This is a genomic window from Salinarchaeum laminariae (genome assembly GCF_023204835.1).
GTDB lineage: Archaea > Halobacteriota > Halobacteria > Halobacteriales > Salinarchaeaceae > Salinarchaeum > Salinarchaeum laminariae.
Genome location: NZ_CP096270.1, coordinates 185,099 through 198,263, shown reverse-complemented (window position 1 = coordinate 198,263; position 13,165 = coordinate 185,099). Strand labels below are relative to the sequence as shown.

The 13,165-nt window shown below is 67.7% G+C and carries 12 protein-coding genes; 1 reads left to right on the top strand and 11 read right to left on the bottom strand.

The window, feature by feature from the left end:
* Nucleotides 1-105: 105 nt before the first annotated feature.
* The 10 genes from MXF70_RS01040 to lipA form a co-directional block, all read right to left on the bottom strand.
* On the bottom strand, nt 106-1,632 hold the full coding sequence (locus MXF70_RS01040; protein WP_248516733.1) for a dihydrolipoyl dehydrogenase family protein: 1,527 nt from the start codon (nt 1,630-1,632) through the stop codon (nt 106-108).
* A 92-nt stretch (nt 1,633-1,724) separates the two neighbouring features.
* A complete protein-coding gene (locus MXF70_RS01035) occupies nt 1,725-2,261 on the bottom strand; it encodes a class I SAM-dependent methyltransferase (RefSeq protein ID WP_248516732.1) in 537 nt (178 codons plus the stop codon).
* A gap of 10 nt (nt 2,262-2,271) precedes the next feature.
* The gene (locus MXF70_RS01030) at nt 2,272-2,829 is read right to left on the bottom strand and encodes an NUDIX hydrolase (protein WP_248516731.1); all 558 of its coding nucleotides are present in this window, start codon (nt 2,827-2,829) and stop codon (nt 2,272-2,274) included.
* A gap of 316 nt (nt 2,830-3,145) precedes the next feature.
* On the bottom strand, nt 3,146-4,687 hold the full coding sequence (locus MXF70_RS01025; RefSeq protein ID WP_248516730.1) for a hypothetical protein: 1,542 nt from the start codon (nt 4,685-4,687) through the stop codon (nt 3,146-3,148).
* A 65-nt stretch (nt 4,688-4,752) separates the two neighbouring features.
* Nucleotides 4,753-5,493 (bottom strand): ABC transporter ATP-binding protein, encoded by a 741-nt coding sequence (locus tag MXF70_RS01020; RefSeq protein WP_248516729.1) that lies wholly within the window; start codon nt 5,491-5,493, stop codon nt 4,753-4,755.
* Between the two features lie 185 nt (nt 5,494-5,678).
* Nucleotides 5,679-6,290: a superoxide dismutase [Mn] gene (sod, locus tag MXF70_RS01015; RefSeq protein ID WP_248516728.1), complete on the bottom strand. Its 612-nt coding sequence runs from the start codon at nt 6,288-6,290 to the stop codon at nt 5,679-5,681.
* Nucleotides 6,291-6,406: 116 nt separating this feature from the next.
* Complete coding sequence (locus MXF70_RS01010; protein WP_248516727.1) at nt 6,407-8,161, bottom strand: dihydrolipoamide acetyltransferase family protein; 1,755 nt, start codon at nt 8,159-8,161, stop codon at nt 6,407-6,409.
* A 2-nt stretch (nt 8,162-8,163) separates the two neighbouring features.
* On the bottom strand, nt 8,164-9,255 hold the full coding sequence (locus MXF70_RS01005; RefSeq protein WP_259370379.1) for an alpha-ketoacid dehydrogenase subunit beta: 1,092 nt from the start codon (nt 9,253-9,255) through the stop codon (nt 8,164-8,166).
* 2 nt (nt 9,256-9,257) lie between these two features.
* On the bottom strand, nt 9,258-10,421 hold the full coding sequence (locus tag MXF70_RS01000; protein ID WP_248516726.1) for a thiamine pyrophosphate-dependent dehydrogenase E1 component subunit alpha: 1,164 nt from the start codon (nt 10,419-10,421) through the stop codon (nt 9,258-9,260).
* Nucleotides 10,422-10,768: 347 nt separating this feature from the next.
* Nucleotides 10,769-11,815, bottom strand: coding sequence for a lipoyl synthase (gene lipA, locus MXF70_RS00995; RefSeq protein WP_248516725.1), 1,047 nt, complete (start codon nt 11,813-11,815; stop codon nt 10,769-10,771).
* Between the two features lie 181 nt (nt 11,816-11,996).
* Here lipA and MXF70_RS00990 point away from each other — a divergent pair, with 181 nt between their 5' ends.
* On the top strand, nt 11,997-12,845 hold the full coding sequence (locus MXF70_RS00990) for a hypothetical protein (protein WP_248516724.1): 849 nt from the start codon (nt 11,997-11,999) through the stop codon (nt 12,843-12,845).
* 40 nt (nt 12,846-12,885) lie between these two features.
* Here the strand turns inward: MXF70_RS00990 and MXF70_RS00985 are convergent, their stop codons facing one another.
* Nucleotides 12,886-13,152 (bottom strand): hypothetical protein, encoded by a 267-nt coding sequence (locus tag MXF70_RS00985; protein ID WP_248516723.1) that lies wholly within the window; start codon nt 13,150-13,152, stop codon nt 12,886-12,888.
* Between the last annotated feature and the right edge of the window lie 13 nt (nt 13,153-13,165).

Here is a 13,165-nt window from a genome sequence, read left to right as displayed (position 1 = left end):
GCTGCCCTACCTCCGGTTGCTGCCCTTCCACCGATTGCTGCTCATCATCCGGTTGCTGCTCCTCCCTCCAATGGCTGTTTCTGCCGCTAGCTTCTGCTCCCTCGCCTACCGATTCAGAGTGTGAATGGCTTCCCCACGAGCGTTCTCGCAGGCCTCCATCACCGCTTCCGCGAGCGTCGGATGCGTGTGGATCGTCGACGCGACGTCCTCAAGCCGGGCGCCGAGCTCGATTCCGAGCGCGATCTCGGCGACGAGTTCGGAGGCGTCGGGGCCGACGATCTGCCCGCCGAGCAGGAACTCGGTCTCGGCGTCGGCCACGACGCGGACGAACCCGTCGGTCTCGTCGGCAGTCAGCGCCCGGCCGGACGCGCCGAAGGGAAACTCGCCGACGACGGGGTCGAACCCCTCCTCGACGGCCTCCTCCTCGGTGAGTCCGACGGTCGCGATTTCGGGCTCGGTGAACACCGCTGCGGGGATCGCCTGGTGGTCGAGCGCCGCGGGCTCGCCGGCGATCACCTCGGCAGCGACTTTCCCCTCCGCGGAGCCCTTGTGTGCGAGCATCGGCTCGCCGGCGACGTCGCCGACGGCGTAGACGTCGTCGACGGCCGTCTCGGCCCGATGGTCGGTCTCGAGGACGCCCTGCTCGGTGGGTTCGAGGCCGATCGCGTCGAGATCGAGCGTGTCGGTGACCGGCTCCCGGCCGATCGCGACGAGGACGGTTTCGGCGACGAACTGTTCGGATTCGGTGGCCTCGTCGGCTGCCTCGCCCGCTTCGGCCGCTTCGCCTCCGTCAGTGGCCGTCCCGCCGTCCTCGGGCGTCTCGCCGTTGGCAGCCGGTCCGCCGCCGTCCATCGCCGCCGCGGTGACGGTCACGGTGCCGTCGCCGTTGTCGGTCCACTCCTCTGCGCCGACGCCGAAGTGGAACTCCACTCCGTGGGACTCGAGACGCTTCTTCACTGGCCGAGCGAGTTCGTCGTCGTAGGCTGGCAACGCCGAGTCCAGCAGCTCGATGATCGTCACGTCGGTGCCGAGCTTCGCGAACACGCCTGCGAGCTCCATGCCGATGTAGCCCGCGCCGACCACCAGCATCGAGTCGGGCACCTCCTCGAGCGCCAGCGCCTGCCGGGCGTCGAGGATCGGCTCGTCGGCGAAGTCGAACCCTGGCAGCGACATCGCACGCGAGCCGGTCGCGACGATCGCGTGCTCGAAATCGATCGTCTCCGAGCCCTGCCCCTCGCCGCCGTGGGCGACGCGAGCGCGGCCCTCGCCGGCGAACGTCGCGGTCCCCTCGATCAGGTTCACGCCGTTAGCCTTGCAGAGCTTCTCGACGCCGCTGGTCAGCTGATCGACGACGCCGTCCTTCCACTCGGTCATCGCACCGAGATCGACCGCGGGATCGGCGTGGATCCCCATGTGCTCGGCGTCGCCCGCGCGCTCGGCGAGATCCGTCGCGGTGATGAGCGCCTTCGAGGGGATGCAGCCGTGGTTCAGACAGGTGCCACCGTAGGCTTCCTTCTCGACGAGCGTCACGTCGAGATCGAGCTGTCCCGCGCGGATCGCCGCGGTGTAGCCCGCGGGCCCGCCGCCAATGACCAGTACGTCCGTGCCTGTGGAGACGTCGCCGACGACCATGTTACTCCAACCGAGGGCGCCCGTCGTGATAAATGTCGCAGGAATTTCCGAGATTCCACTGGATTCGTGTGGCGCTCAGCGCCCGATGTTGTTCACTTCGGAACGTACGCGAACGGGTTGTGCCGCCACGCAGGATACCGATCGTCCTCGCCCGCCACCGACCAGACGCTCCGGGGCCAGGTGCCCAGCACGTCGTGGATTCGCTCGTGTGAGAGCAGGCTTTCGCCGTCGAGCACGGCCTCGAACCGGTCGGCGAATCGCTCTGGGTCCCACGGCGAGTCATCGTCGAGGTGTTCGTGTGGATCTGCGGCGATCTGCCGGAAGTGGGCCTGGGCCAGCGCGTTGTGGTACGTGAGAAGGAGGTTGCCGCCCGGCGCGACGGCGTCGTAGCCGCCGACGCTCACGTCCGGGTGGCGCTCGGCAACTGCAAAGGGGACGGTCCCCGTGCCACAGCCGACGTCTGCCAGTGATTCGACGCCGCTCCGGTCCTCCAGAAACGCGAGCAACGGTTTCAGCAGCAGCGTCTTACTCGGACTCGCGTCGGCTCGGTCGCGCTCGTCTGCGTCCGCCCAGTACTGCTCCCAGTCGATGGTCGCCTCGAACGCCCGGTCGGATCTCGGTTGCGTCATCGATGCAGGATCAGCGGAACAGCTCCAGGTCCTTTCCGGGGCCGCCCTTCGGCTGCTCGATTCCCGCGGGGAGTCCATCGAACCAGCCCGCACGCCAGCCGTCCGAGCCGGCTTCGGCACTGCGTTTGCACTCCTGAATCTCGCCACCCGTCGGCGACCCCCCGAATACGATCCCGTCGTTACTGGCGTGGGGGTCGGACTCGCCCTCGAGGACGTGGTCGATTTCGCGGACGTGCTTCACGTCGTCGAGGACGATCTCGATGCCGGTCTGGCCCTCAATCTCGCGGCGGGCGACGGCCGCCCAGTCCTCGCCGCCGTCGACGGTCCCGTGGGGAAGGAGTGCGATCCCGAGCTCGTCGTTGCAGAGTAGCAGGAGTTGGTCGTCAGCGTCGGTCACCCCGACGGCGATCCGGCCGGCGATATCGGTCGAGCAGTGATCGAGGCCTTCGTGCTCGACGGTGTGTGATGTAACCGGTACGTCCGCGCGCTCGTGGAGCGTCGCGGGGTCGGTAAGCGAGTCGATCGGGCCGTCGTGGGACGTCTCGTCCTGGTCTGCAGGTCGTGTCATGTATCAGATTGTTCGTCCGGTCACAGCAGTCGCTCGTCGTGAACGCCGATGTGAATACGGGTGGGAACGGTGTCGAGCGGACTGCTGGCTGTACTACTGTGGCGTTCGGAACGAGCGAGCCGCTACGGAAAAGAGTTATGCGAAATCCGTAACTTACTCTTCACTTACAAATTGGTTCGCCGGGGATAAAAACCTTCCTCCGGACTGCCGGGCTAGAGCGGCCTTCGCGACGGGCCGCGTGACCGATCCTGTAGCATGTCCACCAGTGCAGCCCGATTCGGCCCCTGCTCGAGCTCGCGCGCGGACGGTCCGTCCCTCAGTATGCGTCGAGAGTCAGCCCGTCGAACCGTTTGACGGCGTACCGGTAGCCGAGGACGCCGCTCGCGGCGAGCGTCGGGAGGAGGATCCCCCATCCGACCGCGAGCAGACGCGCCGACGACCCGCCGATCGTGGCGAGAACCAGCACGACGGCGACGCTGCCGAGGACCAGCGCTCCCAGCAGGAAGGGCATGGTCGCCATGCTCGAGGGCTGGATCGTCCCGCCGTCCTCGTTCGGCTCGTACGACGGGACGGCTGCCCCGAACCCGAGTGCGGTGCCGACGCTCGCGAGGAAGAGGACGGGTGCGAGAGCGAGGAACCCCGCCACGTCGAGGAAACGGCCGTCGAGGAGCCCGACGCCGAGACCGAGCGCCAGCACGACGCTCGCCAGGACCATGCCGGCGACGCCGCGGGCCCGCAAGAGCGGCCGAAGCGTCGGACTCGCCGTCAACACCAGCGAATGCTGGTCGCGATCGTCGCCGAGCGGGTTCAGGCAGTAGGCGCCGCCCGCGACCGCAGTTGCGAGCACGACCCCGACCTCCGGCGCGTACTGGATCAGGAGCGACGGGTTCGTGAGCGCCGAACCACCGACGCTGACCAGCATGATCAGCAAGAACATGAGGTGAGAGAACCGCGATGGGTTCCGAATCCCGAGTACGAGGTATCGCCAGCCGAGTCGGAGGCTCGGGCGCGAACCGATCGCTATCGGCACCGATCGGCTACCTGCGCTGGCGCTACGCTCGGGCCGCTCCCTCGCGTCGTGTGCGATCTCGACCCGGACGACGATCGCCGTCGTCGCCAGGACGGCGAGGAGGACGCCCAGCGCGAGCACCGCGTCGACCGGCGTCGCGGACACGCCGACCGGCACCAGCAGCGTCCGGGCGTAGGCCTGCAGCGGCCCGATCGACGTTATCGAGAGCAGGTTCGACGCGGCGTCCCCGATCCGCTGGGCTTCCACGACCTGCAGCCACCAGATCACGGCCCCGAGGGTCAGCCCGCCGATCACCAGGCCCCGCACGATCCGGGCGCCGGGCACGCGGCGATATGCGGTCTGGATCGTGAGCCCGGCGAGGTGGCCGACGAGCAGGCCTCCCCAGAGGAGCGGGAGCGCACCGACGACGAGCACCAGTGGTACCAGTGGAGTGGCCGCCCCGGCGCCGATTGCGAGGAGTGGGAGCGCGACCAGCCCGCCCAGCAGACCCAGCAGTTTCAGGTACTCCGCCAGAGTCTGGCCGAGGACGACGGACCGCGGGGCTACGGAGGTCAACAACAGTGGACGCACGCCCGCCGAGTCCGATCCCGTCGATAGCTGGTGGATCCCGCTATAGATGCCGACCGCGAGCAGCCCCGCGAACGCGCCTGCGACCGCCTCGATCGGTGGATCGCTGGCGACGAGCGACTCGCCGACGTCGAGCGCCTGCCAGACCGTCGTGATCTGCATCTGGACGACGAACAGCGCCATCAGTCCAAACGCGGCGAGCTGCCTGGTGTTGTCCAGGACCGCCCGGACGCCGGTCCGGATTTCCGTACGTGCGATCACCGCAGCAGGATGACTGGCGGATATCCAACCACGCGATCCGGTCAGGCGCGCCAGCCGATCCCGGATCATTGCGGCGCCGGGTCCGGCGTTCCGGTGATCGAGAGAAAGGCGTCCTCGAGGTCGCCGCCGACGTCTGTCGAGAGCTGTTCGGGCGGCCCCTCCGCGACGATCCGCCCCTCGTGGAGGACGCCCACGGTGTCGGCGACCTCTTCGACGAGCGAGAGAACGTGCGTCGAGAGGAACACGGTGCCGTCCTCTGCGTGATCGACGAGTAGCTCCCGGACCATCGCAGAGACGCGCGGATCGAGATTGCTCGTCGGTTCGTCGGCGAAGAGCACTGCGGGATCGTGCTGGAGCGCCTGCACGAGCGCGGCCTTCTGGCGCATTCCCTTCGAGTACTCCTCGATGCGCTGGTCGAGGTCGTCGCGGAGAGCGAGATCCGCACACAGCGACAGCGAACGGTCGGCGACGGTCTCCCAGTCGAGGCCGCGCAGGTCGGCCGCGAACTGCAGCTGCTCGCGGCCGGTCAGCTTTTCATAGAGCGGCGGCGTTTCGGGGAGCAGCCCGATCTCCTCGACCAGCCGCTCGCGATCGGTGCAGTCCACGCCGGCGACGTGGGCGGAGCCAGTCGACGGCGTGACGAGGCCGGTCAGCATGCGCATGGTCGTCGTCTTGCCCGCGCCGTTCGGTCCGAGAAAACCGTAGACGCAACCGGCGGGGACGTCCAGATCGACGCCGCGAACGGCCGTGGTCGAGCCGTACTGCTTGACCAGGCTGTCGGCGTATATCGCGGTGGAGGGTGGCATTCGTCGGCGTCTCGGTGCACGCGGGCGAAAAAGTTCTGATACGAAGCGGTCAGCGGGGATCTCCGGTTCCTCGACGCTGGGGTCGGCAGCCCGAAGCGGACGACGATCGCTCGAAGCGGGGTCGGTCGCTCGGAGAGGAGGACGGTCGCTCAGAGGGACGTCGACTGCTCGGGGCGGGTGGTCGCTTATTCGACGCGGGAGACGACGTTCTCGTACTGGCTAGCGACGTTGTCCCAGTCGACGACCTCAAAGAAGTTGTCGACGAAGTCGCCGCGGGCGGGGCCGTAGTCGTGGTAGTAGGAGTGCTCCCAGACGTCCAGCGCGAGGATGGGATGGGACCCCCAGAGCGCGCCCTGGTCGTGCTTGTCGACGACGAGATTTCGGAGCTGCTTGGCGACGGGATCGTAGACGAGGAGCGCCCAGCCGCCGGCGCCGGAGGCTGCGGCCTCGAACTCGCCTTTCCAGGCGTCGACGGAGCCGAAGTCCTCCTCGATGCGCTCGCGCAGGTCGCCGTCGGGTTCGCCACCGCCGTTGGGGTCCATGTTCTCCCAGAACAACGTGTGCAGGTAGTGGCCCGATCCGTTGTGGGTGACGTTGCGGATCGCTGCAGCAGAGCCGTCGAACTCGCCCGCTTCGCGGTTCTCGGCGAGGGTCTCCTCCGCGCTGTCGAGACCGTTCACGTAGCCCTGATGGTGGGTGTCGTGATGCCACGTGAGGACCTGCTCGGAGATGTGCGGTTCGAGTGCGTCGTAGTCGTAGGGAAGTGCCGGCAGTTCGGGATCTGATCGTTCGGCCATAGCATCTCCGTCGTTCGTACGAATAACGGATAACCGTTCCCTGAAGCGTGTTTTTGTAGGACTGCTGAGCATTCGAGACGTGAGCAGCGAGCAACAAATCGGGAACGGGCGCGGAACTACTCAAGCAGCAGGAGTTCGGGGTTCTCGAGGTACTCCATTACCTGATTCGTGAACCGCGCCGCGATCGCGCCGTCGACGATCCGGTGGTCGATCGAGAGGGATAGCGGGAGGATCGAGCGTGGTTCGATCGACTCCTCGGGAGCGCCGTCGCCACGTTCGCGTTCCACGACCCGCGGCTTCCGGCTGATCTGCCCGAGCGCGAGGATCCCGACCTCGGGGTAGTTGAGGATCGGCGTCGCGTACTCGCCGCCGATGGCGCCGACGTTCGTGACGGTGAACGTCGAGCCGCGAAGCTCCTCGGGGGAGATCGTCCGCTCGCGCGTCTTCTCGACCAGCTCGTCGAGCTCGGAGGCGATCTGGAGGATCCCCTTCTGGTCGACCGCCGGTAGCACCGGCACCATCAACCCGGCGTCGGTCGCGGTCGCGATGCCGAGATCGTAGTACTCCTTGTACACGATCTCCTCGCTCTCCTCGTCGAGCGCGGCGTTCATCATCGGGTACTCCTTCAGCGCCGCGGTGACGGCCTTCAGCACGAACGGCATGTAGGTCAGCTTGATCCCACGCTCCTCGGCGCGCTCGGCGAGGCGCTGCTTCGTCTCGACGAGATCGGTCACGTCGACCTCGTCGTGGTGCGTGACGTGGGGTGCGGTGTACTTCGACTCCGCCATCGCCTCGCCGATCGAGCGCCGGACGCCACGATATGGCTCGCGGTGTTCGGGCCGTTCACCGTCGCCCGTCGTGGGTGCGGCCGCGCCGCTGCTTGCGGATCCACCGGACGCAGCGCCGGTCCCGTCGGCGCTGGACTGGGCCTCGGCGCCACCGCCGGACTGGACGGCGTCCACGTCGGCGGACTGGGCTTCCTGCTGGCGTTGGGCGTACTCTCGGACGGCCTCCGGCGTGACGAACGGCTCGCCGTCGCGTTCCGTCGTCGCCGGGACGGCGTCGAGATCGACGCCTTCCTCCTCGGCGATCCGTCGCGTTGCTGGTGCGGCGAGCGTCCGCTCCCGATCGACGGACGCTCCTGCAGAGACCGCCGCGCCTGTCCCCTCCTCTGCCGAACTCGTCGCCGTCGACTGGTCTGCGACGCCTGCGTCGACGGCGGCCTCGATGCCACCTGATCCACCGCTCGACGCGTCCGCTGCGCCACCGGCCGCTTTGGCTGCTCCGCCATCGCCCTCCTCCGGCGCTGGCTCGGCCTGCGCGGCGGCGCTGACGTCCTGCTCCGTGACGCGACCGCCCGGGCCGGACCCCTCGATGCCGTGGATGTCGATGCCCAGCTCGCGGGCGAGCCGTCGGGCGGTCGGCGCGGCAAAGACGCGGCCGCTGTCGCCGGCGCTTGCGGCCTCGGCTGCTTCGGGCGACCCAGCGGGTGGGATGTCCGACTCGGACTCTCCGTCGCCGGTGTCGTCGCTTGCTGCCGTCGCCTCGGGTTCACCACCTGCCGAAGCGTCGGCACTTGCATCCGCGTCGCCGCCCTCGGTCTCGCCGGCTGCGATCGCGTCGTCGTCCTCGCCCTCGACGTTGAACACCACCAAGACGTCGCCAACTGGGACGACGTCGCCCTCCTCCCAGCGCAGCTCGCGCACGGTTCCATGAAACGGCGAGGGGACGTCGACGAGCGCCTTGTCGGTCTCGACCTTCGCGATCGGCTGATCCTCGGCGACGGTATCGCCGGGTTCGACCAGCCACTCGACCAGCTCGCCCTCGTGGACCCCTTCGCCGACGTCGGGAAGTGTGAACTCGCGGGGCATGATTAGAACTCGAAGGCCGTCCGGATACCGTCGGCGATGCGAGCGGCCTCCGGCAGGTAGTAGTCCTCCAGCGCGTACAGCGGGAACGGCGTGTCGAACCCGGTGATGCGCTCGACCGGCGCTTCCTGGTACATCAGCGCTTCCTCCTGGATCGTCGCGGCAATCTCACCGGCCAGCCCGCCGGATTTCGGCGCCTCGTGGACGACGGCGGCACGCCCCGTCTTCTTGAACGACTCGACGATGGCGTCGGTGTCCAGCGGCGAGACGGTTCGCAGATCGACGACCTCGACGTCGATTTCGCCCTCCAGGTCCTCCGCGGCCTGCAGGGTTCGCTGTGCCATCGCACCCCAGGTGAACACGGAGACGTCTGTCCCCTCTCGCCTGACGGCGGCTTCACCGATCGGAACCGTGTACTCCTCGGTCGGGACCGGCTCGCGGAACGCCCGGTAGATCAGCTTCGGCTCGAGGAAGAGCACGGGATCCGACGAGCGAATCGCGCTCGCGAGCAGCCCCTTCGCGTCGTACGGTGTCGATGGCATGACGACGTTGAGCCCCGGCTGGTGAGCGAACATCGCCTCCGTCGACTCGGAGTGGTGTTCCGGCGCGCGGATGCCGCCGCCGTAGGGCGCCCGAATCACGAGCGGTGCGGTGAACCGGCCGCGCGATCGCGTCCGGAGCCGTGCCGCGTGGGAGACGATCTGGTCGAAGGCAGGGTAGATGAACCCCATGAACTGGATCTCGGCGACGGGCCGGAGCCCGTAGGCCGCCATCCCGATCGAGGTGCCGACGATGCCCGATTCCGCAAGCGGCGTGTCGATGACGCGGTCCTCGCCGAACTCGTCGTAGAGCCCCTGCGTGGCGCGGAACACGCCGCCGTTCTCGCCGACGTCCTCGCCGAGGACGAGAACGCTGTCGTCTCGTTGCATCTCCGTCTCGAGACCGTCCTGGACGCCCTGGACGAGGGTGAGATCCTCCGTCTCGACGGTCTCGGGATCGGGGGATACCGTCCAGTTCGATCGGTCTGGGTCCTGTACGCCTGCGTCTGTCCCCTGGGCACCGTCGTCGGTCTCTGGGGTGGATGGGTCCGTAGCCATGGTCACTCGAGCAGCGTCTCGTCGCCGTGATCTGCGCGCAGTCGTTCGAGGTAGTCGAGCTGTTCCTGGAGTCGCTTCGGCATGTCGGCGTAGACGTCCGCGAACATCGCCTCGGGGTCGGGTCGCTCGACGGACTCGGCGGTCTCGATGGCCTCCGCGACGCGCTCCTCGACGCGGGCCTGGATGGCGTCGTCGCGCTCGTCGTCGAGCAGCCCGTGCTCGCGCAGGAACGACTCCATGCGCGGGATCGGATCCAGCTTCCGCCACTTCTCGACCTCCGCCTCGTCGCGGTAGACCGAGGGATCGTCCGCGGTCGTGTGGGCGCCGTAACGGTACTGGACCGCCTCGATCAGCGTCGGGCGGCGTGCGTCGCCGATCGCATCGGGGTCCGCGCCGTCGTCAGTTCCGCCGCTCCGGGGTTCGACGGACTCGGGGTCCTTCGCCTTCTTCACCGCGCGGCGGGTCTCCTGGTAGACCGCCAGCGGATCCATCCCGTCGACCTGCACGCCCTCGAACCCGTACGCCGTCGCCTTCTGGGCGAGCGTCGCGCTCGCGGTCTGGCGCTCTCTGGGGACCGAGATCGCCCACTGGTTGTTGTTACAGAAGAAGACGTTCGGTGTGTCGAACACCCCTGCGAAGTTGAGTCCCTCGTGGAAGTCACCCTCGCTCGTCGCGCCGTCGCCGAAGTAACAGAGGAAGGCACGATCCTCTTCGTCTTTCAACTTCGAGGCCCAGGCGGAACCGGTGGCGTGGGGGATCTGGGTCGCGATCGGGACCGCCGGGGTGAACACGTTCGCGTCCTCGGGCATCCTGCTCCCCCGCTCGCTACCCATCCAGAAGAGGAGGATGCGCTCGAGGGGCACGTCCCGAATCTCCAGCGTCGCGTGCTCGCGGTAGCTCGGGAAGATCCAGTCTTCGTCCTCGAGGGCGAACGCACTGCCGACCTGGGCGCCCTCCTGCCCCGACAGCGGCGGATAGGTACCCATCCGACCCTGGCGTTGCAGGCTCACCGCGCGCTCATCGAAGTGGCGCGCGAGCCGCAGGTGCTCGTACATCTCGACGAGCTGGTCGTCGCTCAGGTCGGGGACCTCCGCACCTTCGACCACCGACCCCGACTCGTCGATCACGCGTTTGCGATCGTCGGGCGTGGGCTGCAAGACGCTCAAAACGAATCCCTCCGAAGCATATCCGGTACGTCGGCCGCTCGGCTAATAGTGCTTTCGTCATCATTGTTCACGACGAACGCACGACGGCGGGTAGAGGGGGCTTCTGTGCCGTTGCTGCCGCCGGAATCGTACGTGCATAGTTCGAACTTGGTCTATGATGGACGAATGATTACACCGGTGCGAACGCCGAGCGGTCGATCGGCCTACGGTTCTCCGCCGATCGATGTCGCTTTCTTCGCTGTCCGACGTCGGTAGTGAGACTCTGCGTGTCAAGCACGTGCGTCACTCAGGTGGGCGCTCGATGCACACTCACAGCTACAAGTAGACCTCTCGTGACCTGGCCGCCGTCACTCTGCGCTACCGGACTGTGCCGCCCCGACCGCCGTTCCGTCGCGAGCGGCCGCTCGCGCCTCCTCGAGATCGACGTCCTCGCGCTGGAGCGCCTCGACGAACAGCTCGCCGGCCCGATAGGAGGAACGGACCATCGGCCCCGACGCACAGTAGAGGAATCCAAGCTCCGTCTCTGCGACCTGGCGCCAGGTATCGAACTGCTGCGGGTGGACGTACTCTCGAACTGGCAGGTGGTCGCGAGAGGGTCGGAGATACTGGCCGAGCGTGATCACGTCGACGCCCGCTTCCCGGCAGTCCGAGAGCGCCTGATACACCTCGTGATCGTACTCGCCGTGGCCGAGCATGATCGATGTCTTCGCGTGCGCGTCTGAGTCGCGGGCGACCTGTTCGAGCACGGCCAGGGACTGCTCGTAGCCGGCCCGCGGATCCCGGACCCGCGTCTGGAGGCGCTCGACGGTCTCGACGTTGTGCGCGATGACGTCGGGTCCGGCGTCGACGATCTTCCCGACCAGTTCTGGATCGCCCTGGAAATCTGGGATGAGAACCTCCACGAGCACACCCGGATCGCGACGTTTGAGCTCCCGGATCGTCTCCGCGAAGTGTGCCGCGCCCTGGCCGTCGAGGTCGTCGCGATCGACGGAGGTCAGGACGACGTACTCGAGCCCGATCTCGGCGACCGCGCTCGCGACGTTCGCCGGCTCATCGGGGTCGAGTGGCTGTCCGCCACCGGTGTCGACGTCACAGAAGCCACAGCTTCGCGTACACTGATCGCCCATCAGCATGAACGTCGCCGTGCCGCCGCGGTTGCCACCGGCCCCCGCTGCATCCGGACCGGCGGCCGCTCCGTTGCCGGTGGCGCCCGAGTCCGCGGCCGCGGGACCGCCACCCTCCGCGCCCGACCAGCACTCGCCGAGGTTCGGGCAGTTCGCCTCCTCACAAACGGTGGTGAGGTCGTGCTCGCGAAGCGTCGCCTTGACCCGGGTGAATTCCTCGCCCGTGGGGATCTGTGACCGGAGCCACTCGGGCTTCCGCGAGCGGGACATGTAGACGGCTCCGGGAGCCAGCGTGAAAACCGATGTGGTCGCGGGAATCACAGCCGCCGGTCCCCGTGAAACCCACCACGGCGATCGAAGAAAGGTCGCCGTACCACAGAATACGGCCGCTCTCCCCTCGACTACGCACGTCCTACTAATCCACCCCCGGACGCTGCTACGGGATACGCTCATGCAACAGCGATACGACGACGCCGTGTGGCTCGACGACGGCGACTGGGCGGCCGCCTTCGATCGTCTCGACCAGCAGGGTGGCGGCGTCATCCGCGTGCCCGCCGGAGTCACTGCCAGCGAACCGACCACGATCGACCTCGCAGAGTACGACGACCTCCAGAACAACGTCTCGATCCGCGGCGCCGGCCTGGCCGCGAGCGTCGTCGATTTCGGAAAGGGTCCCGGCGACGGGCTCTCGATCGTCGCGACCGACGGCGACGGGGAGGACGGTCGGGCACACGTGTTCTACACCGAGGTTACCGGCGTCGGATTCCAGGGCCATCGCGATGGAGTCCTCTTCCGGCTCGGCAGCGACGACTTTCAGGACGCGTTCAACAGCTGCGACCTCCGGTTCGCGACGAACAACGGCTCGCCGGACGCCACCGCAGCGTGTCGGTTGAACTTCGTCCTCAACAGCCGACATTACGGCGTGCACAACGCTCAAGCAGGTATCGCACTCGACCAGCGGCAGGTGCAGTTCGGCGGCCTGACGGGCTCGGTCTGTAGCAGGGAGGGCACGTCACTGCGCTTCGGGGGACAGTCATTCGCGAACGTCGTCGAGTGGCTGGACGTCGAGGCCTGCGAGGACGGCGTGCTGATCGCCGGCGACGAGGCGAACATCAACCGCTTCGGCATGCTCTACGGCGCGAACGTCCACGGCACGCTCTGGCGCCACGAGGCGCCGGTGCAGACGCGTATCGACGCGGCGTACGTCGGAGGCAACGTCGAGAACCAGGACCGCTCCACCGACGGCAGCTACTCCGTCGGGCTGACGAACAAGCCGTTCGAGACGGCGAATGAGGCGTGACCGCATCCGAGACTGTTCGACCGGTCCAATCGCGTCCGCTTCAGGATTCGATCTTCTCGGCGATCTCGGCGGCCTGCTCCTCCGCGGTGTCGACGTCGACGGGGGTCGGGATGAGGACGCTCTGTACGTCCCAGTCCGCGTTCCCGCTCTCGTCTCCCATCCGCACCTCCGCGTCCTCGACGACGGAGTCCCCCACGTTGGCGGCCCAGTCGGGCGTTCGGATTTCGTCGAACGCGTCGGGATCGCGAAAGCGGACGTGGACGAACTCGTCGGTCTGATCGATCTCCTCGACGGTGGGAGGCGCCATGCGATCGGATCGG

Coding starts and splice junctions, on each gene's coding strand:
- sod (WP_248516728.1), bottom strand. CDS start 6,290: ATGGCCGAACGATCAGATCCCGAACTGCCGGCACTTCCCTACGACTAC.
- MXF70_RS01030 (WP_248516731.1), bottom strand. CDS start 2,829: ATGACACGACCTGCAGACCAGGACGAGACGTCCCACGACGGCCCGATC.
- MXF70_RS01020 (WP_248516729.1), bottom strand. CDS start 5,493: ATGCCACCCTCCACCGCGATATACGCCGACAGCCTGGTCAAGCAGTAC.
- MXF70_RS01040 (WP_248516733.1), bottom strand. CDS start 1,632: ATGGTCGTCGGCGACGTCTCCACAGGCACGGACGTACTGGTCATTGGC.
- MXF70_RS00990 (WP_248516724.1), top strand. CDS start 11,997: ATGCAACAGCGATACGACGACGCCGTGTGGCTCGACGACGGCGACTGG.
- MXF70_RS01010 (WP_248516727.1), bottom strand. CDS start 8,161: ATGCCCCGCGAGTTCACACTTCCCGACGTCGGCGAAGGGGTCCACGAG.
- MXF70_RS01035 (WP_248516732.1), bottom strand. CDS start 2,261: ATGACGCAACCGAGATCCGACCGGGCGTTCGAGGCGACCATCGACTGG.
- MXF70_RS01005 (WP_259370379.1), bottom strand. CDS start 9,255: ATGGCTACGGACCCATCCACCCCAGAGACCGACGACGGTGCCCAGGGG.
- lipA (WP_248516725.1), bottom strand. CDS start 11,815: ATGTCCCGCTCGCGGAAGCCCGAGTGGCTCCGGTCACAGATCCCCACG.
- MXF70_RS00985 (WP_248516723.1), bottom strand. CDS start 13,152: ATGGCGCCTCCCACCGTCGAGGAGATCGATCAGACCGACGAGTTCGTC.